This window comes from Spongiactinospora gelatinilytica (assembly GCF_003236385.1).
Classification (GTDB): Bacteria; Actinomycetota; Actinomycetes; order Streptosporangiales; family Streptosporangiaceae; genus Spongiactinospora; species Spongiactinospora gelatinilytica.
The window spans coordinates 1-15,552 of the sequence record NZ_POUA01000162.1; the positions used below are offsets into that span (position 1 = coordinate 1).

The following is a 15,552-nucleotide window of genomic DNA, read 5'->3' on the forward strand; positions in this document are numbered from 1 at the left end:
GTCGTCACCGGGGGCTGGGGGGTGGTGCCGCCGGTCGGGCCGAGCGCGTTGCCCGCGCCGCAGGCCGTCGCGAGTGCCAGGCACCCGGACAGCAGAAGCGTCGGCTGGAGTGTTCTCCCACGTGAGGCCACATACGCAGCTTAAGCGATGAGTGACCGGATCAGCCCTCAGGGTGATCGTGGTGGTGCAGCGCGTCGCCGATCCACAGGTGGGCGATGACCTGTTCGGGTGGCCAATGCAGGCCGCGGATGGTGTAGACGAGCTCCCAGTACCGGTGGGAGCGTGGGTCGTGCTCGTCGTACTCCTTGCGCAGCGTCCGCCAGAACGCCGCGTCGTACGGCCGGCCGCGTCCCTCCGCGTTGAGGGCGACGATGCGCGCCAGGATCGGTGCGGCGGCCGGTGAATCGGGCTGCACCCCGGCCCGGAGCGCGGCCGTGGCCTCCTCGATGATCCGCGCGCTGGCCTGCTGCCACGCTGCGAGGTCCATTTCGTCGGCGTTGTCCCAGAAGTCGGAACCCTGGCCGCGCAGGCTTTCGCGGAAGTCGTCGGCGGCCAGGAGTTCGGTCAGCTCCAGCCAGGCGTCGAGCTGGTCGATGGTGGGCTCGTCCGGTAGCTCGGGCACCATGGCCTCGCGCAGGCAGGCGAACCATTCGTCCAGCGCGGTGTTGCCGCTCGCGACGTCGTCGGCGAAGTCGTTCGCCAGGCGGCGCATCTCCGCCGCGCCGTACCTGCCGAGGGAGTTGAGCCTGCGCAGGTCCTCGTCGGTCGGATCGGCGCGGTCCAGGGTGGCGCGCAGTACGGCGCGGGTGCGTTGCAACGACCGGAGCCGCGTCTCGACCGCCTCCAGGTGGAGGGTGAGCACGTCGCGCAGGTCGCGGTCGCCCAGGCCGCGGATGGTGGCCAGGTCGACCCCGATCTCCCGCAAGGTCCTGATGACCTCGAGCCGGGCCCTGTCCTCCTCGCGGTAGAGGCGGTAGCCGGCGGGGGTGCGCTCGTACTCGGGGAGTACGCCGCTGTCGGAGTAGAACCTGATCGTCTTGATCGGTAGCCCGGAGAGCCTGGACAACTGGCCGATGGTGTACATATTCGCTTGAGCCTCCCGTAACTGGAGACTTTAGCGTGCCGCTCATGGCAAAGAAGATCAGTCGCGTAGTGAAGATCCAGTCCAGGGCCGGTGAGGCGAACCCGGCGTCGGTGGGCAAGGACCTCGGCCCGCTCGGCGTCAACCTGATGGAGTTCTGTAAGCGGTACAACGCCGCGACCCAGGACCTGCGCGGGTTCGACGTCACGGCGGTGCTCACCGTCTTCGACGACCGCTCCTTCGAGATGGTGACCAAGAAGCCGACCACGGCGTCGTTGCTGCGGCACGCCGCCGGGCTGACCGCGGGCAGCCCTCGCCCTGGGCACGCGCCGGCGGGGACGATCACCCGGGAACAACTTCAGGAGGTGGTACGGGGGAAGATGTCCGACTTGAACACGGATGACCCCGCGGAAGCCGAGAAGATCATCGCTGGCACGGCGCGCTCGATGGGCCTGGTCGTGAAGGAGTGATGGCCCCTGGCCTGCGGCTGTGCGAACCGGCAAGATCTTTACCCGGAATTCGGCGAAAAACTCGCGCAGGTGTTCGATGCCGCGCTACAGTCGAGGGCAATCGGATCGAACACGGGTTCGGGCCACGATCTTACCTGCGAGGGGTGCGCCATGGGAAGAGCGATCATCGCGACGCCCGCCCCCGCGTGCGCCGCGACGCCTCCGGTGGCCTCTCCGGTGACGCCTTCGGTGACGCTCTCCGTGGCGCCGCACCTGCTGGTTCCGAAGGCTCCGAGCCGGCCGCGGGCGACACGCCGCAGCACTTTCTACGGAAATCTACGACGGCCGCTATATCCCGTCATAAAGTCCGAGAGCGTGGATCCCGTGCGCAACCCCTACGCCCCCGGGGCCGGGCAGCGCCCGCCCGAGCTGGCCGGCCGCGACCGTGAGCTGCAGCAGTTCGAGGTCGTGCTGGAACGGGTGGCCCGCGGCCGCCCCGAGCGCAGCATGGTCCTCACCGGGCTGCGCGGCGTCGGCAAGACCGTGCTGCTCAACACGTTCAAGTCGATGGCGATGCAGCGGCTGTGGGGCACCGGGAAGATCGAGGCCCGGCCCGACCAGTCCATCCGGCGCGCGGTCGCCGCCGCGATGCACATGGCGATCCGTGAGCTGGCGCCGCGGCACCGCGCCCCCGAGCGCATCGAAGACTTCCTCGGCGTGCTCAAGGCCTTCGCGATGCGCGACCCGTCGGCCGCCAAGGGCACCTCCCATTGGTCGCCCGGCATCGACGTGCCCGCGAGCCGGGGCCGGGCCGACTCGGGCGATCTGGAGATCGACCTGACCGAGCTGTTCGTCGACGCCGCCTCGGTGGCGACCGACCTCGGGGTCGGCATCGCCCTGTTCATCGACGAGATGCAAGACGTGCAGGCCGCCGACGTCTCGGCGCTGTGCGCGGCCTGCCACGAGCTGTCGCAGAGCGGCGGCCCGCTGATCGTGGTCGGCGCGGGCCTGCCCCACCTGCCGAGCGTGCTCAGCGCCAGCAAGAGCTACTCCGAGCGGCTGTTCCGATATACCCGCATCGACCGTCTCGACCGCGCGGCGGCCGACCACGCGCTGATCGCGCCGGCCGAGCGCGAGGGGGTCGAGTTCACCCAGGAGGCGCTCGACGCGCTCTACACGGCGGCCGATGGATACCCCTATTTCGTCCAGGCGTACGGCAAGGTCACCTGGGACCTCGCGCTCGGTTCGCCGATCACCGCCGACGACGTGCGGCTGGCGGCCCCCGAGGCCGAGGCCGAGTTGGCGGTCGGGTTCTTCGGCAGCCGCTACGAGCGCGCCACCCCCGCCGAGCGCGACTACATGCACGCCATGGCCTCGATCGGCGACGAGCCGGTGGCGACCGCCGAGGTCGCCGAGGTGCTGACCAGAAAGCCGTCCAGTCTGTCCCCGGCCCGCGACAGCCTGATCAAGAAAGGTCTGATCTACAGCGCCGAACGGGGGTTGATCGCGTTCACCGTCCCGCACTTCGGCAAGTTCCTTCGCGCGCAGCCCGTTTGATCCGTTTGATCTGTGTGACCGAGCCGGTCTCCTAGACCTCTATACGGCTCTCTAGTGGGGAAGCTAGAGAGCCGTATAGAGCTATATCGAGTCGTTCTCGGCTTGGTTCTGGCCTAGTTCTCGGCGTTTATACGGCGTTCTAGCGTCAGGCCGATACGGCGATAGATTCCCGTAGCGGCTCTACCGGCGCGCCGTCCGCGCTCACCACCGCCGCCCGCACCGGCGGTCGCCGGCCGCTCAGGTAGACGGCGAAGACCACGTCGACCGGTGCCCCGTCGGGCGTCCGGCCGGCGAACGCGAAGAACCGCCAGCACAGCTCCCGCCAGGTGTCCACCGGCTCGCCGCCGGTGAGCAGCATCCGGTGGTCGTCCCAAGCCGTGCTGGCGCGCAGCCGGGCGAGCGCGGTGCCCGGCGCGAGCGGGCGCTGCTCGCAGGGCGCGCGATGCCGGAGCCGGGCGACCGCCTCCTCCAGCTCCGGCGAGAGCGCGGCCAGCAGGGCGAGGCCCACCGCCGTGCATCCCGCCATCGTCCAGGTGATTCCGGACATCGCCGCCCATCCGATGCCGGGGTACGCGAGCGTGCCGGCGGACATCGCGGTCAGCAGTACCGTCCGGCCGATCGAGCGCACGCCGATCGGACGCGAACTGACCTCGCCGAAGCAGCCGCACCCCACGTCGGGACGCCGCCGCCGCAGATCGACGAGCGCATAGGTGGACATGGCGAAGAATCCCACCGCTGCCCAGCGGAAGAGTGGATGTGTCGTGAACGTCATCCCGGCGGCGAGCGTCAGCTCACCCGCCGCGCATATGGCGAGCGCCGGCGCACGCCAGCGTTCGGGTACTAGTACTGCCGGTCCGAGCCTGGTCAGCCCGCCCGGTTCGGCGTCGGCGCGGATCGTTGCCACCTTCGCGGCACTCCCCAGCGCCAGCAGTAACACCACCAGCGGCAGTTGCGCCGTGGCGACCGTCGCCGGCATGTCACCCCAATCCGATCCTGGCATTGAAACACCCCTTGATCAGGTCTCCACCCAGTTCGACGAAAGAGACGGGCGACACTTCCGCGATCCTGCCGCGCGGTGAGGTGTCGCATTCCACGCACCGGTCACAGAATCGCCCGGCGAGGCAGCCGCAGGCGACGATCGGGATCGACATCGCGCGCCCGGTGCAGGTGTTCTGCACGTTGAGCAGCGAACCCAGCGCGAGGTACGGCAGGCCCGCGCACGATGTCCCCGCGTCGTCGCATCCGCTGTCGGACCGTTCCAGCATCGGGTAGGCGGCTCCGTGGCCGTCGCCCGAGATGTGCTGGTCCGTGGTGCCTTGTCGGTCGTCCGGTAGGCGCGTGTTCTCCGTTCGGTGCCCGTCCCGTGCTCGGTGTCCGCTCTCCGGGATGGCGTCCGACCAGGTGACCGTGCCGGCCACGCGGGACTGCGCCCCGCCGTACGCGGGAGGCGGGACCGGTACGGCCCGCGCCCGGTAGGGCGGTTGCGAGGTGGCGGGCAGCAGCGCGGACAGTACGTCGCCCTCGCCCTCGCCCTCGCCCTCGCGCACGCCGATCGCATCGAAGAGGTACCCCGGCTCGAATTTCGGATGCCGTACTCGGAGCCTTCCGGATGCCCGATAAGGGATGACGATCGTGTGTCGGCCCCGGTGCGGACCGGCGTCCAGTTCCACCAGCTGGTCCTTGCCGTCGGTACGGATCGACACGATCGTCCCGGTGATCCGGGTCGTGTCAGCCCATATCCGGTCAACGACCTTGCCTTGGTGAACCGTACGCATGATCACGTTCGTCCCCGCAGGCAGATCCGCGACGGCCACGTCACCGCCGCGCCAGGCGACCGCCCACGGGGCGACCACCAGGCGCTCCTCCGCCCCGTTCCCGGCCTCGACGACGATCATGTGCGGGCTCGCGTCGAGGATTCGCCCGGTGACCGCGCGCAGCGGCTCTTGGCCGCCGTCGGAGCTCTCCGGCCGCTCGGGGGGACGCCCGAGTACGGCCGCGGCGAGGGCGCGACGCCGGTGAACGGTGGTCGGGTCGGTCATCCGCCTGTCCCAATCGTCTTTCTGGTCGTCCGTGCGCGCCGGCCCTCACGGTACACGAGCGGTACGCGGGGCCCGGCGATCCCCTCTCTCGGCCACAGGGCTGGCCGCTGCGAGGCCCCTCCATGACCTCTCAGAAGACAGCCTCACACGGGCAGAGGGTGTATCGAGTATGTTCTGCTGATATTTCCCGACGGATGGTATGGCAGATAGACATTTCCGTCCCTGAGTAGAAAAGTACGCCTACCGCTTCTCAGCAATCCTTACCCTGACCAGGGGTATCGGCTACCTGGCGATTTCTGTAGTTTGTGCTCGGACTGGCCTTGGGCGCCGGCCGGTGCCTCTGTTGCCGCAGTGGCCGGATGGGTGGGTGCACGCCTCCGGTCGTCGAGCGGGTCGTGTGGCTCGTGTCCCGATACTTGGCCCTTCTTTGCTATTGGCAGGGCGAAACCTGGATTTCGGTTCAGCCGTATCAGGCGGTCCGGCTGCGATTCTGGCCACAAGGGAGGTGTCTGGCAAATGCTGCCCGGCGTGGGGGCTGTCGCCGTGACACGGTACCGAGGCGCACGGGCAAGCCCCTCTGTGGTCGGCGGGTGATCGTGATGGACGTGCAAACCGATGAGTTCCGCGCGTACGTCGAGGCGCGCGGACCGGCGCTGCTCCGTACCGCCTGCCGGCTCACCGGCAACCCCATGGACGCCGAGGACCTGCTCCAGTCCGCGCTGGCCAAGACCTATCTGGCCTGGGACCGCATCCAGGACCGCGCGGCCCTCGACGGCTACGTGCGGCGGGCCATGGTCAACATCAACATCTCCTGGTGGCGGCGGCGGAAGCTGGAGGAGTACCCGTCCGAAGAACTGCCCGAGCCGCCCGCGGCCCCGCACGCCGGCCACGAGCACGCCTACGAACTGCTGGAACAGGCCCTGGACCGGCTGCCGGAGCGGATGCGGGCCGCCGTCGTACTGCGCTACTACGAGGACATGACCGAACCGGAGATCGCCAAGACGCTGGGCATCAGCGTCGGCACGGTCAAGAGCACGGTCTCACGGGCGATGGCCAAGCTGCGCGGCGAACTCGTCGTTCCGGCGCAACGCCGTGCCTGACCAGGCCGAATGCCCGGCGCAACGCCGTGCCTGAACGGGCCGAGTGCGCCGGTTACGCTTCCTCTTCGCCGCTCGCTCCCGCGGTCGCGCACGGCCGTACGACGTCACGGATCACGCGCAGCGCCGACAGCAGGCCGTCCAGTTCCTCGGGACTGAGCAGCCCGGTGAACCAGCGGTCGATGTCGTCGAGGTGCTGCGGCAGCACCTTCGCCAGCGTGTCGGCCCCCGCGCCGGTGAGCGCCGCGTAGGAGGCCCGCCGATCGGTGTCGCACGCCTGTCGTTCGACCATGCCCTCGCGCTCCAGCCGGTCGACGACGCGCGTGACACCGCTGGTGGACATGCTGGTCTGGGCGGCGAGGTCGCTCATACGAAGCCTGCGGCGAGGCGAGCGGGACAGCCGGATCAGCGTTTCGAAGTCGATCAACGAGAGCCCGGCGGCGGCGAACGACGGCATCATCTTCGCGGACAGCCCGACCTGGACCTCGGACAGCAGGCCCATGGCGGTGAGTCTGGGGTCGTCGAACGATTGCATTGGAACAGTATAGTCCGCGATAGTTGACGTGAGGAAAAGTTGTCCGATAGAAAGATAAAGAGGCAACTATCCGCTGTTCAATAATCCTCGCGAGGAGAAGACCATGGGCACCCGTGCATGGGAAGGGCTCACGATCCCGACGGCCGGCACCTACACCATCGACGCCATGCACTCCAGCGTCGGCTTCGTGGTGAAGCACATGATGGTCAGCAAGGTCCGCGGCAACTTCGGGAAGTTCTCCGGTAGCGTCACGATCGCGGAGAACCCCACGGAGTCCACGGCCGAGTTCACCATCGCGGCCGACAGCATCGACACCGGCGTCGCCGACCGCGACGGCCACCTCCGCGGCGACGACTTCCTGGCCACCGAGAAGTACCCTGAGCTGAAGTTCCGCACAACCCGCTTCATCGGCCGCTCCGGCGGCGAGTTCACCGTCGCGGGCGACCTCACCATCCGGGACGTCACCAAGGAGGTCCAGCTCTCCGTCGAATACGGCGGTACCGGGACGAACCCGTGGGGGCAGGAAGTATGGGGCGTCTCCATCGCCGCGGAGTTCGACCGCGAGGACTTCGGCCTCACCTGGAACCAGGCCCTGGAGACCGGCGGAGTCCTGGTCGGCAAGAAGGTCAAGGTAGAGATCGAGGTCGAGGCCCAGCCGGCCGCCTGACGACCGCCGCTTGCCCACATCCTTTGTCCACAGGTTGTGGACAAAGGATGTCGGGGCCTGCGGCTTGGTGGAGTCGGGAGGTGGTTTCGCCTCTCCACCTGCCAATCCGCTTTGCCGCTTGGCCCCGCTGCCGGTACGCTGTCGTGAGCCACAGTGGCAACCAGGAGGCTTCGCCTAGTCAGGTCTATGGCGCCGCACTGCTAATGCGGTTTGGGTTCACGCCCATCCCGGGTTCAAATCCCGGAGCCTCCGCACTTCAAAGGCCCTCTCCCGCGTCCGGGAGCAGGGCCTTTTTGATCTTCGAGGGTGTCGTAGTTGCAGTTCTAGTTGCAGTTGGTCAGCTATCGCCCCAAAGAGCGGCCCCGATGCGGGTGCTCGCGTCCTGCATGAGCTGGGTCGCGACGTGGGTGTACCGCTCAGTGGTGGTCACCCGGGCGCGGCCAAGAATCTCCTGTACGACCCGAATGTGCACGCCCTGCTCAACGAGGAGCGTCCCGGCCGTATGCCGCGCGTCGTGCAGCCGGGCATCACGGACTCCGGCTCGCTTGAGGAGGGCCTTCCAGGTCTTGTAGTCCTCGCTGCGCTCAATGGGCCTACCATGCCGCGTCGCGAAGACAAGGTCGTGGTAGGTATGGCCGTGCCGCTTGCAGGTCTTGGGACAGCCCGGCCGGTGCCGATGCTACGAGGACGATCCTCATGCGGGACCCGGTGGCGCCCTGCGAGCTGGTTCCCGACGACGTGCCGCACTACGTGCCCAGGACGCCCGGGGAGAAGGTCAGGTCTCTGGGCGGGTACCACCTGGAGGGAAGGACCGTGGGCGAAGTACTGCCGGAGATCGCCGCGCGTGGCCTCAAGGTGACCTACCTGGTCACCGAACCCTCTCCCGACGAGCCGCGTGACAGGGACATGCCCTACGTGATGTATCCCACCAAGCAGGACACCCCGGTGGGCCAGGACTGGTTCGTCTGGCAGGCAGATGAGCAGGGGAGCGGGGTGGTCCGCCTGTTCGTCACCCGGCAGCTCGCCAGGCCCTAGAACCCCTGAACCCGCAGGGCAAGGCCCTGGCGCAAATCGGGGCCGAGCGCGCACCACGCGTCTTCGTACAGCGCGCTCTGTCCGGCCGTCCGGTGCTGGTCGGCGTGCGGGGTTCGGTACGGCAGAGCCCACTGCTCGCCGCCCGCCGTCTTCGGCCGCGTCCCGCTGCCCGGCGTTTCGCGCGCGCCGTGCTACCTCGCCGTTCCGGCACCGGCTATGACCGGCCCTTTCCAGCCCACCGCGCCGTCCGATGCTCTCCCGCCGCCTCCAGGGGAAGCATGCGCTTCGCTTTCGGTTCGCCCGGCACAGACGAAGGGGTGTCGATCTTCACCGAGCGGGTGCGCACAATCGCGGACGCCGGGCGGCTTCGGGTGGCGAGGAGTGCCTTATGCCAGGCTCAGGAGTCAGGCGCCGATGCAGGCTGCCCAGGCTGATGATGTCGTTGGAAGAACGCGTGATCCTATTCATCATCGGCGTCGCTCGTATACGCGTCGTATAGCTTGTGACGGAGGAGATCGGTTCGGACGGTAAGGGCGCCGAGGAGTTCCTCGTCGTTCAGCCCGTCCGTGGTCCTGAAGGCCCAGGTGGAGCGACCTTCCTCATCGAGGCACTTCACGAGAACAATCGCGGCCAGAGCGGTCCATCCTTGGGGAAGCGGGTAGACGTTGAGGCCGTTCAGGGCTTGGCCTATGGGTGCTTCCTCCTCTTCCCCTGTCATGGAGTCTCCTGGTGACCGGTGGTGGAACGAACCGAAACGTGCTGCTCAAGCGCGTCAGAGTAGATGTCCGGATAGCCATGCTCGAAGAACACAGGCAAGGAGAGGGGCAGGCCGGCCATGCTCCCGATGATGTGCCGTTGGCTCCCGCTGTGCAACTGATTTGATCTTCGGCGGTCCGGCAGAGCACTGCGGCTGAGGGATGTGGCGGACACTGCGGCCTGTTGCTCTGCCCGGCTCGCGCTCGTGACCTCCGGGACGGCCAGGAGGGTTTGGCTGACGGACTGATCATCACAGGCCGGATGCCTCACCATCAGATGCGTTGCGCGCTGTTCTATCGCGCCTCCGGTGATTTGACTCCCTAATCCTTGACTACATGCTCGGAATCATCGGCCGGCGCTGCAAGGCGATTCGCTCGCTGCTGCGGTGCTTTAGCCGCCGCCTTCCCGGAATCAGGCGTCTCTCAGCGGTACACGTTCCATGACGTCTATCACATAGTGCACGACCTCATCGATGCGGTTCGTGCCGCCGAAAATCATGGGATCGACACCCAGTGTGGGGTCAAACCTCGCTGCATGTATTATGACCGGTAGGCTGATGCCGCGGGTGCGGAATTCGTGAAGCATTTTGATGCCGGCTTGAGGGTCTGACTCTCGGTATATATCGCTGATTACGAGGTCGTATTTATGGTGATCGAGACATGCCATGGCCTCGCCCGTTGAAGTGGCAGAGTCGACCACCATGCCTAGCTGCCTGAATAGCTCTTTCAGGTATATGTTATTTCTTGGGAGATCGTCTACCCAAAGCATCCTCCCGCCTCGGAGATAGGCCGCTGCGTGGTCTACCCTTTTGATGACCGCTTGGCGATCCGCTCCACTAATCTGCGGTTCCAGTGTCTCTTGATCGCCGTTATCGACGGCTTTTGCTAACAGCCGTTCCACCTCTCTGAATTCGATCTCGATGCCGAGTGCTCGATTCTCGGACATTCTGGACAAAGCCACAAGTGTGGAACTAACCCAGAGCACCGTGGGGATTATTGTGCTGTTCGCCCTTGTTGCTGTTCGTGTGCCCAGCCCTGCGCAGGGCTCCGGCGTGCCGCCACCAGTACAGCCAGGAGTCGGGCCGTTGTAGGGGTGTCTGCGGAGGCTGTGACGTCAGGGGCGGTGTGGCTTGTCATCGGGAGAGGCCCCTCGTCTCACCGCTCGAGTGGTTGATTCGATTGCCTGGTGAGCGCGTGGTTCTCCATTGTCGGTGAGGTGAGCATCCCGTACCGGCAGATTCGTGCCGCCTTCACCGACGAGACCATCACCGTGTACCAAGCCTACGACCCGGCCATCGCGGTGCCGGCGGTCGCCGCTCGGCGGTTCGTGGCGCCGTTCAAGAGGGAGCGGATGACCTGGATCAAGCCGTCGTTTCTCTGGATGATGTATCGCTGCGGCTGGGGGACGAAGGCCGGTCAGACGAGGGTGTTGGGGATCGACATCACGCGGGAGGGGTTCGAGTGGGCGCTTCGGCATTCCTGTTTCAGCCATCCGGACGGCGACGTCGATCACGCGGCGTGGAAGGAACGGCTGCGGGGGAGTCCGGTTCGGATTCAGTGGGATCCTGAGCGGGATCCGCGCCACAATCCTTTGCCGTACCGGTCGATTCAGGTGGGGCTGTCCGGTGAAGCCGTCACTCGTTACCTCGACGAGTGGATTGTGGGGATCACCGACCTCACCGGCCGGGTTCACGATATCCATCAGGCACTTCGCGACGGTCGGGACGTCACGGGCATGCTGCCCCGCGAGAGCCCTTACCCCTTGCCCGTTGGCCTTGGCCGGGCCATTGGCGCCACGATTCCCGCCGACTCCGGTTCCGGACCGGCACCTGGCTAGGTGGTGGGCTCGTTCGGTGGTTCGGGCCTTTGTCGATGCCGATTCGTGCTTCCCATTGCGCCCCCACGCCGAGGGCCGCTGAGGGCGGCCCTCGGCGCGGTGGTGGGGGTCAGTCGGTCGGGTTCGTCCGGGTGAAGTGGAAGGGGCAGTGGGGGGCGCCCAGGCCGATGGTGGTGGGGCGGTCGAAGCGGAAACCGTGGGTTTCCGGGTCGATGGCGTCCATCCAGTTGGTGTCGAAGGCGCACATCACCGGGGTCAGTTCCGGTGCGGAGTGGGCCGTCAGGACGTCGTGATAGAAGCAGCGGCGTATGTTGAGGTGATAGCGCTGGTCGTCGTCGATCGCGCGGTCGAAGACGAATGTGTCGCCAAAGGCGTGTTCCTCGCGGGACTTGGACGTGGCGACCATGGCCGCGAAGGGATCTGGCGCGGCGTCCAGCATCGCGCGGGTGCCTTCTTTCACGGCGTCGCCGAGTGGTTCGATGAAAGCCGTGCGTACGGCGTGCATGGCCGTTTCCCGGCCCAGGTGCGGGGTGAGGATTTCGTAGGCCGCGACAAGGGCCAGCGTCATGCGGAGGTTGTGGCGGGACGGCTCGTCGGCGATCAGGTGCTGGTCGGCCGCTTCGAGTTCGGCCTGGCGTGACCGCATTTCGGTCACCAGGGATTCGGGGAGCGCGTGTTCGCGCAGAACCGCGGCGATGTGGTCGTAGTAGCCGTCGAGCAGGATCGTGGTGTCGCGATCGGGATCCGGGGTGTAGTCGCCCTCGGAGAGGTGGAATCGGTCGGGGGACATCGTGAGCCTTTCGGGTACGGCTCGGCCGTACACGACCAGCACTCCGCCAGGAGGCGCATCTGGTCGTACTCGCGACCGAGCGAGCACGCCAGCGCACTCCACCGACCGACCAGGCGCTGACAAGCATGATTGATGTTGTCTCGGCCAGTGTGGCACAGCTTCTGGAGGATTTCGACAGGAGGCGGGAGGGGCGGGGCTCCGGCCCTATTGGCCAAAATTCGGAGGGTAGTTCCGCTTGGGCTCCCGAATAGGGGTCGCCATGCCCGGAGAGCTTGATGAATGGCATGCCGGTACCGGTGGCTATGCGCCGCGGCCCGCCTTTGTGGCGTACGCGGAGAAGTACGCCGAGTACTTCAGGATGCGGCGGCGTGACGGGATCATGGAGGTGCGGATGCAGCACACCGGCGATGGGCCCGCGCGGTTCGGGTTCGCCGTGCGCAACGCCCTGGGGCAGACGTGGCAGAAGATCGGCAACGATCCGGACAACGAGGTGCTGATTCTCACCGGCACCGGAGATCAGTGAGCCCCTTTCATCCCTTCGAGGGCGTTCGTCTGATGGCGTAGAGATACCCCTGGTAGGCGGTTGATCACCACATCCGGACATGGACCCGACCCCCCGATTGAACCGACCTTTGAAACTCGAACCGTCGCCACCTGCGCACCAGCGGCCGAACCTTCCGGGATCACTTCAACGGAAGGCTGGAATTCATGCTGATCACAGACAAGCGCTGGTGGACTCTGCCGGTGGTGAGCGCCGCCCAGCTCCTCGTGGTGCTGGACGGCACGATCGTGAACATCGCGCTGCCCTCCGCGCAGCAGGACCTCGGCATGTCCGACGCCGGCCGGCAGTGGGCCATCACCGCCTACGCGCTCGCGTTCGGCGCGCTGTTGCTGATCGGCGGCAGGGTGAGCGGCGCGCTCGGCCATCGGCGGACGTTCGTCGTCGGCCTGGCCGGCTTCGCCGCCGCCTCCGCGCTGGGCGGGCTCGCGGTGAACCCCGGCATGTTGTTCGCCGCCCGCGCGGCGCAGGGCGTGTTCGCGGCGGCGCTCGCGCCCGCCGGGCTGTCGCTGCTGACCACCACGTTCACCGACCCCCGCGAACGCGGCCGGGCCTTCGGCGTGTTCGCCGCCGTGGGGGCCGCCGGGTCGGCGGTCGGACTGGTCGCGGGCGGGCTGCTCACCGAGTACGCGAACTGGCGGTGGTGCCTCTACATCAACGTCCCGGTCTCGGTGCTCGCCGTCGCCGGGGCGGCCCTCATGCCACCTGACCGTAAGACACGGCTCACCGGACGGCTCGACGTCGCGGGCGCGCTGCTCAGCGGGGCCGGCTTCGCCGCCATCGTGTACGCCTTCAGCGAGACCGAGGCGCTGGGCTGGGGCTCGCCGAAGGTACTGGGCCTGCTGGCCGCGGGGGTGGCGCTGCTCGGGGTGTTCGCCCTGGTGGAGACCCGGACGGCGAGCCCGCTGCTGCCGATGCGGCTGCTGCTGCACCGGGCCCGCGCCGGGGCTTTTGTGTCGATCACCCTGATGTTCACCGCGATGTTCGGGTTCTACCTGTTCATGAGCTTCTACACGCAGACCGTGCTGGGGTACTCACCGGTCCAGGCCGGCCTGACGCTGATCATCAACGCGCTGGCCACGCTCGTCGCGTCGACGTTCATCGCCGGGCGGCTGCACGGCCGCGTCCCGCCCGCCGTACTGATCGTGCCGGGACTCCTGGCCGCGGCGCTCGGGATGCTGATCCTCACCCGCCTGACCGCGACCAGCACGGACGTCCTGCCGCTCTACCTGACGCCCGCCCTCGTGCTCACCGGCCTGGGGCTCGGCTGCGTGATGCCCCCGACCGCCGCCCTGGCCACCACGGGCCTGAACCACCAGGACATCGGAGCCGGCGCGGCGGCCTACAACGCCTTCCAGCAACTCGGCGCGGCGCTCGGTACGGCCCTGCTCAACAGCGTCGCGGCCGGTACCGCCGCCACCTACCTGGCCGAGAACCACGCGAGTACGGCCGCCGCCTCGGTCCACGGCTACGCCACCGCCCTGACCGTCGCCTTCGCCATCCTCCTCGCCGCCGCCTGCCTCACCGCCCCGCTGACCATCGCCAAACCATCCCCAAAGGAGGCGAACACCCATGTCTGACCCCACGCCCTTCCCCATGCCCCGGTCCACGGGATACCCGCTCGACCCGCCGCCGGAGCTGACCAGGCTGAGCCACGAGCACCCGGTGACCCGGGTACGACTGTGGGACGGGAGTACGTCGTGGCTGGTCACCCGGTACGCGGACGCGCGCGCCCTGCTGGCCGACCGACGGATCAGCGTGGACGTCGCGCGGCCCGGCTTCCCGCACACCAACGCCGTGAGCAAGGCCCGCGACGCGCGCATGAAGACGCTCATGCAGATGGACCCGCCGGAGCACACCGCGAACCGCCGGCTGCTCATCCCCGGCTTCACCGTCAGGCGCATGCGAGCGCTGCGGCCACGCGTGCAGCGGATCGTGGACGACCTCATCGACGACCTGCTCGCCGGTCCTGATCCGGCCGACCTGGTGGAGGCGTTCGCGCTGCCGGTCCCATCGCTGGTGATCTGCGAACTTCTCGGCGTGCCGTACGTGGACCGCGGCTTCTTCCAGGACGTGGCCCAGTCGCTGGTCATGGACCGGGCCGACCCCGGCCAGGCCCTCGCCGCGAGCGAGAGCCTGAACGCCTACCTCGCGGACCTGGTCATCAGGAAGAGCGCGGACCCCGGCAAGGACATGCTGAGCGAGCTGGCCGTAGGGCAGTACCTGACCGGCGCGATGCCGGCGGCCGAGATCGCCACCATGGGGCAGCTCCTGCTGGTGGCCGGGCACGACACCACCGCCTCGATGATCGCCCTCGGCACCGTCGCCCTGCTGACCCATCCGGCCCAGCTCCACGCCGTCCGCGACGGCGACCCGCCGTTGATCGCGGGAGCCGTCGAAGAACTGCTGCGCCACCTGTCGATCACGCACACCGAGGCCCGCCGGGTCGCCACGGAGGACATCGGGATCGGGGGACAGGTCATTCGCGCGGGCGAGGGCATCATCGTGGTGAAAAGCACCGCCAACCGCGATCCAGAGGCTTTCCCCGACCCTGATGTCCTGGACGTCGGCCGTACCGGCCGCTCCCACATCGCCTTCGGCCACGGCGTACACCAATGCCTCGGCCAGTCGCTGGCCCGGATGGAACTCGAAGTCGTCTTCGGCACCCTTTACCGGCGCATTCCCACGCTCGCTCTGGCCACGCCTTGGGCGGATCTGGAGTTCAAAGAGAAGGCGGTCTTCTATGGCGTGCGCGAGCTGCCCGTGACCTGGCGCCGCACGACGAAAAACCGGGACCATCGCGCCCGCTGATCGGGCACACTTACCTGCGTGACCACCCCCACTTCGGTTTCGATCGAACCGATTCTCGCGGTCCGGCGGCATCGGGTCGCCGCGGCCATTATCGACTATGTGACGATCGCCATCGCGTTCGCGTTGACGCGCGCGGCTCTCGGCGGTGAGGAGGTGTTCAAGGAATCGTCGTCCACTTCGTGGCTCAACTTCTATGAGGGAAATCCCGGCTGGCTCACCGAAATCGTGCTCCTGATCCTCACCATCGGATACTTCTGGTCCCAGCACGCCGTATGGGGGCAGACGCTCGGCAAGCGGCTGTGCCGGTTGAAGGTCGTCGCCGCGGCGACCGGGGAGGCGC

18 protein-coding genes, 1 tRNA gene and 1 pseudogene are annotated in these 15,552 nt (G+C 67.6%); 11 read left to right on the forward strand and 9 right to left on the reverse strand.

Annotation, left to right across the window (positions count from 1 at the left end; all coding sequences use genetic code 11):
• Nucleotides 1–160 precede the first annotated feature (160 nt).
• On the reverse strand, nucleotides 161–1,084 hold the full coding sequence (locus C1I98_RS20440; RefSeq protein ID WP_111169040.1) for a MerR family transcriptional regulator: 924 nt from the start codon (nucleotides 1,082–1,084) through the stop codon (nucleotides 161–163).
• Between the two features lie 44 nt (nucleotides 1,085–1,128).
• On the opposite strand from C1I98_RS20440, the gene rplK reads away from it, so the two are divergent.
• Together rplK and C1I98_RS20450 are read left to right on the forward strand one after the other, a co-directional pair.
• The gene (rplK, locus tag C1I98_RS20445) at nucleotides 1,129–1,551 is read left to right on the forward strand and encodes a 50S ribosomal protein L11 (protein WP_111169041.1); all 423 of its coding nucleotides are present in this window, start codon (nucleotides 1,129–1,131) and stop codon (nucleotides 1,549–1,551) included.
• A 354-nt stretch (nucleotides 1,552–1,905) separates the two neighbouring features.
• Nucleotides 1,906–3,087, forward strand: a complete 1,182-nt coding sequence (locus C1I98_RS20450; protein ID WP_111169042.1) for an ATP-binding protein — start codon at nucleotides 1,906–1,908, stop codon at nucleotides 3,085–3,087.
• Between the two features lie 145 nt (nucleotides 3,088–3,232).
• Here C1I98_RS20450 and C1I98_RS20455 read toward each other — a convergent pair whose 3' ends face one another.
• Together C1I98_RS20455 and C1I98_RS20460 are read right to left on the reverse strand one after the other, a co-directional pair.
• A complete protein-coding gene (locus C1I98_RS20455; RefSeq protein ID WP_111169043.1) occupies nucleotides 3,233–4,063 on the reverse strand; it encodes a MauE/DoxX family redox-associated membrane protein in 831 nt (276 codons plus the stop codon).
• A gap of 1 nt (nucleotide 4,064) precedes the next feature.
• On the reverse strand, nucleotides 4,065–5,126 hold the full coding sequence (locus tag C1I98_RS20460) for a hypothetical protein (RefSeq protein ID WP_111169044.1): 1,062 nt from the start codon (nucleotides 5,124–5,126) through the stop codon (nucleotides 4,065–4,067).
• A 599-nt stretch (nucleotides 5,127–5,725) separates the two neighbouring features.
• On the opposite strand from C1I98_RS20460, the gene C1I98_RS20465 reads away from it, so the two are divergent.
• Nucleotides 5,726–6,226, forward strand: coding sequence for a SigE family RNA polymerase sigma factor (locus C1I98_RS20465; protein ID WP_111169045.1), 501 nt, complete (start codon nucleotides 5,726–5,728; stop codon nucleotides 6,224–6,226).
• A gap of 52 nt (nucleotides 6,227–6,278) precedes the next feature.
• Here C1I98_RS20465 and C1I98_RS20470 read toward each other — a convergent pair whose 3' ends face one another.
• A complete protein-coding gene (locus C1I98_RS20470) occupies nucleotides 6,279–6,758 on the reverse strand; it encodes a MarR family winged helix-turn-helix transcriptional regulator (RefSeq protein WP_111169046.1) in 480 nt (159 codons plus the stop codon).
• A gap of 103 nt (nucleotides 6,759–6,861) precedes the next feature.
• Between C1I98_RS20470 and C1I98_RS20475 the strand changes: the two genes are divergently transcribed.
• Nucleotides 6,862–7,425: a YceI family protein gene (locus C1I98_RS20475; RefSeq protein ID WP_111169047.1), complete on the forward strand. Its 564-nt coding sequence runs from the start codon at nucleotides 6,862–6,864 to the stop codon at nucleotides 7,423–7,425.
• Between the two features lie 163 nt (nucleotides 7,426–7,588).
• Nucleotides 7,589–7,677: transfer RNA gene (locus tag C1I98_RS20480), tRNA-Ser, on the forward strand.
• A gap of 85 nt (nucleotides 7,678–7,762) precedes the next feature.
• Here C1I98_RS20480 and C1I98_RS45705 read toward each other — a convergent pair.
• Nucleotides 7,763–8,050 (reverse strand): annotated as a pseudogene (locus C1I98_RS45705) (tyrosine-type recombinase/integrase); the annotation flags it as partial.
• Nucleotides 8,051–8,121: 71 nt separating this feature from the next.
• On the opposite strand from C1I98_RS45705, the gene C1I98_RS20490 reads away from it, so the two are divergent.
• Complete coding sequence (locus C1I98_RS20490) at nucleotides 8,122–8,460, forward strand: hypothetical protein (protein ID WP_111169048.1); 339 nt, start codon at nucleotides 8,122–8,124, stop codon at nucleotides 8,458–8,460.
• Nucleotides 8,461–8,920: 460 nt separating this feature from the next.
• Here C1I98_RS20490 and C1I98_RS20495 read toward each other — a convergent pair whose 3' ends face one another.
• From C1I98_RS20495 to C1I98_RS20500, 3 genes are all read right to left on the reverse strand, one after another.
• Nucleotides 8,921–9,178 (reverse strand): hypothetical protein, encoded by a 258-nt coding sequence (locus tag C1I98_RS20495; protein WP_111169049.1) that lies wholly within the window; start codon nucleotides 9,176–9,178, stop codon nucleotides 8,921–8,923.
• Nucleotides 9,175–9,297: a hypothetical protein gene (locus C1I98_RS45070; protein ID WP_267898060.1), complete on the reverse strand. Its 123-nt coding sequence runs from the start codon at nucleotides 9,295–9,297 to the stop codon at nucleotides 9,175–9,177. The genes C1I98_RS20495 and C1I98_RS45070 overlap by 4 nt, the downstream gene beginning before the upstream one ends.
• Before the next feature lie 330 nt (nucleotides 9,298–9,627).
• Nucleotides 9,628–10,200: a response regulator gene (locus C1I98_RS20500; protein WP_146607541.1), complete on the reverse strand. Its 573-nt coding sequence runs from the start codon at nucleotides 10,198–10,200 to the stop codon at nucleotides 9,628–9,630.
• 201 nt (nucleotides 10,201–10,401) lie between these two features.
• Here C1I98_RS20500 and C1I98_RS20505 point away from each other — a divergent pair, with 201 nt between their 5' ends.
• On the forward strand, nucleotides 10,402–11,052 hold the full coding sequence (locus C1I98_RS20505; RefSeq protein WP_306461901.1) for a DUF4291 domain-containing protein: 651 nt from the start codon (nucleotides 10,402–10,404) through the stop codon (nucleotides 11,050–11,052).
• Between the two features lie 109 nt (nucleotides 11,053–11,161).
• Here C1I98_RS20505 and C1I98_RS20510 read toward each other — a convergent pair whose 3' ends face one another.
• The gene (locus C1I98_RS20510; protein WP_111169054.1) at nucleotides 11,162–11,842 is read right to left on the reverse strand and encodes an L-2-amino-thiazoline-4-carboxylic acid hydrolase; all 681 of its coding nucleotides are present in this window, start codon (nucleotides 11,840–11,842) and stop codon (nucleotides 11,162–11,164) included.
• A 259-nt stretch (nucleotides 11,843–12,101) separates the two neighbouring features.
• On the opposite strand from C1I98_RS20510, the gene C1I98_RS20515 reads away from it, so the two are divergent.
• From C1I98_RS20515 to C1I98_RS20530, 4 genes are all read left to right on the forward strand, one after another.
• Complete coding sequence (locus tag C1I98_RS20515) at nucleotides 12,102–12,365, forward strand: Clp protease/crotonase-like domain-containing protein (protein WP_199537077.1); 264 nt, start codon at nucleotides 12,102–12,104, stop codon at nucleotides 12,363–12,365.
• Between the two features lie 185 nt (nucleotides 12,366–12,550).
• Nucleotides 12,551–13,981, forward strand: coding sequence for an MFS transporter (locus C1I98_RS20520; protein WP_111169051.1), 1,431 nt, complete (start codon nucleotides 12,551–12,553; stop codon nucleotides 13,979–13,981).
• Complete coding sequence (locus C1I98_RS20525) at nucleotides 13,974–15,212, forward strand: cytochrome P450 (protein ID WP_111169052.1); 1,239 nt, start codon at nucleotides 13,974–13,976, stop codon at nucleotides 15,210–15,212. Before C1I98_RS20520 ends, C1I98_RS20525 begins: the two co-directional genes overlap by 8 nt.
• A gap of 18 nt (nucleotides 15,213–15,230) precedes the next feature.
• Nucleotides 15,231–15,552: RDD family protein (locus C1I98_RS20530; protein ID WP_146607542.1), on the forward strand; the 322-nt coding region annotated here is incomplete at its 3' end.

Bases quoted from the DNA above. Each gene is read 5' to 3' on its own strand.
- C1I98_RS45070 (WP_267898060.1), bottom strand. From the start codon at position 9,297: ATGGCCGGCCTGCCCCTCTCCTTGCCTGTGTTCTTCGAGCATGGCTAT.
- C1I98_RS20455 (WP_111169043.1), bottom strand. From the start codon at position 4,063: ATGCCGGCGACGGTCGCCACGGCGCAACTGCCGCTGGTGGTGTTACTG.
- C1I98_RS20460 (WP_111169044.1), bottom strand. From the start codon at position 5,126: ATGACCGACCCGACCACCGTTCACCGGCGTCGCGCCCTCGCCGCGGCC.
- C1I98_RS20470 (WP_111169046.1), bottom strand. From the start codon at position 6,758: ATGCAATCGTTCGACGACCCCAGACTCACCGCCATGGGCCTGCTGTCC.
- rplK (WP_111169041.1), top strand. From the start codon at position 1,129: ATGGCAAAGAAGATCAGTCGCGTAGTGAAGATCCAGTCCAGGGCCGGT.
- C1I98_RS20510 (WP_111169054.1), bottom strand. From the start codon at position 11,842: ATGTCCCCCGACCGATTCCACCTCTCCGAGGGCGACTACACCCCGGAT.
- C1I98_RS20465 (WP_111169045.1), top strand. From the start codon at position 5,726: ATGGACGTGCAAACCGATGAGTTCCGCGCGTACGTCGAGGCGCGCGGA.
- C1I98_RS20520 (WP_111169051.1), top strand. From the start codon at position 12,551: ATGCTGATCACAGACAAGCGCTGGTGGACTCTGCCGGTGGTGAGCGCC.
- C1I98_RS20525 (WP_111169052.1), top strand. From the start codon at position 13,974: ATGTCTGACCCCACGCCCTTCCCCATGCCCCGGTCCACGGGATACCCG.
- C1I98_RS20440 (WP_111169040.1), bottom strand. From the start codon at position 1,084: ATGTACACCATCGGCCAGTTGTCCAGGCTCTCCGGGCTACCGATCAAG.
- C1I98_RS20495 (WP_111169049.1), bottom strand. From the start codon at position 9,178: ATGACAGGGGAAGAGGAGGAAGCACCCATAGGCCAAGCCCTGAACGGC.
- C1I98_RS20490 (WP_111169048.1), top strand. From the start codon at position 8,122: ATGCGGGACCCGGTGGCGCCCTGCGAGCTGGTTCCCGACGACGTGCCG.
- C1I98_RS20515 (WP_199537077.1), top strand. From the start codon at position 12,102: ATGCCCGGAGAGCTTGATGAATGGCATGCCGGTACCGGTGGCTATGCG.
- C1I98_RS20475 (WP_111169047.1), top strand. From the start codon at position 6,862: ATGGGCACCCGTGCATGGGAAGGGCTCACGATCCCGACGGCCGGCACC.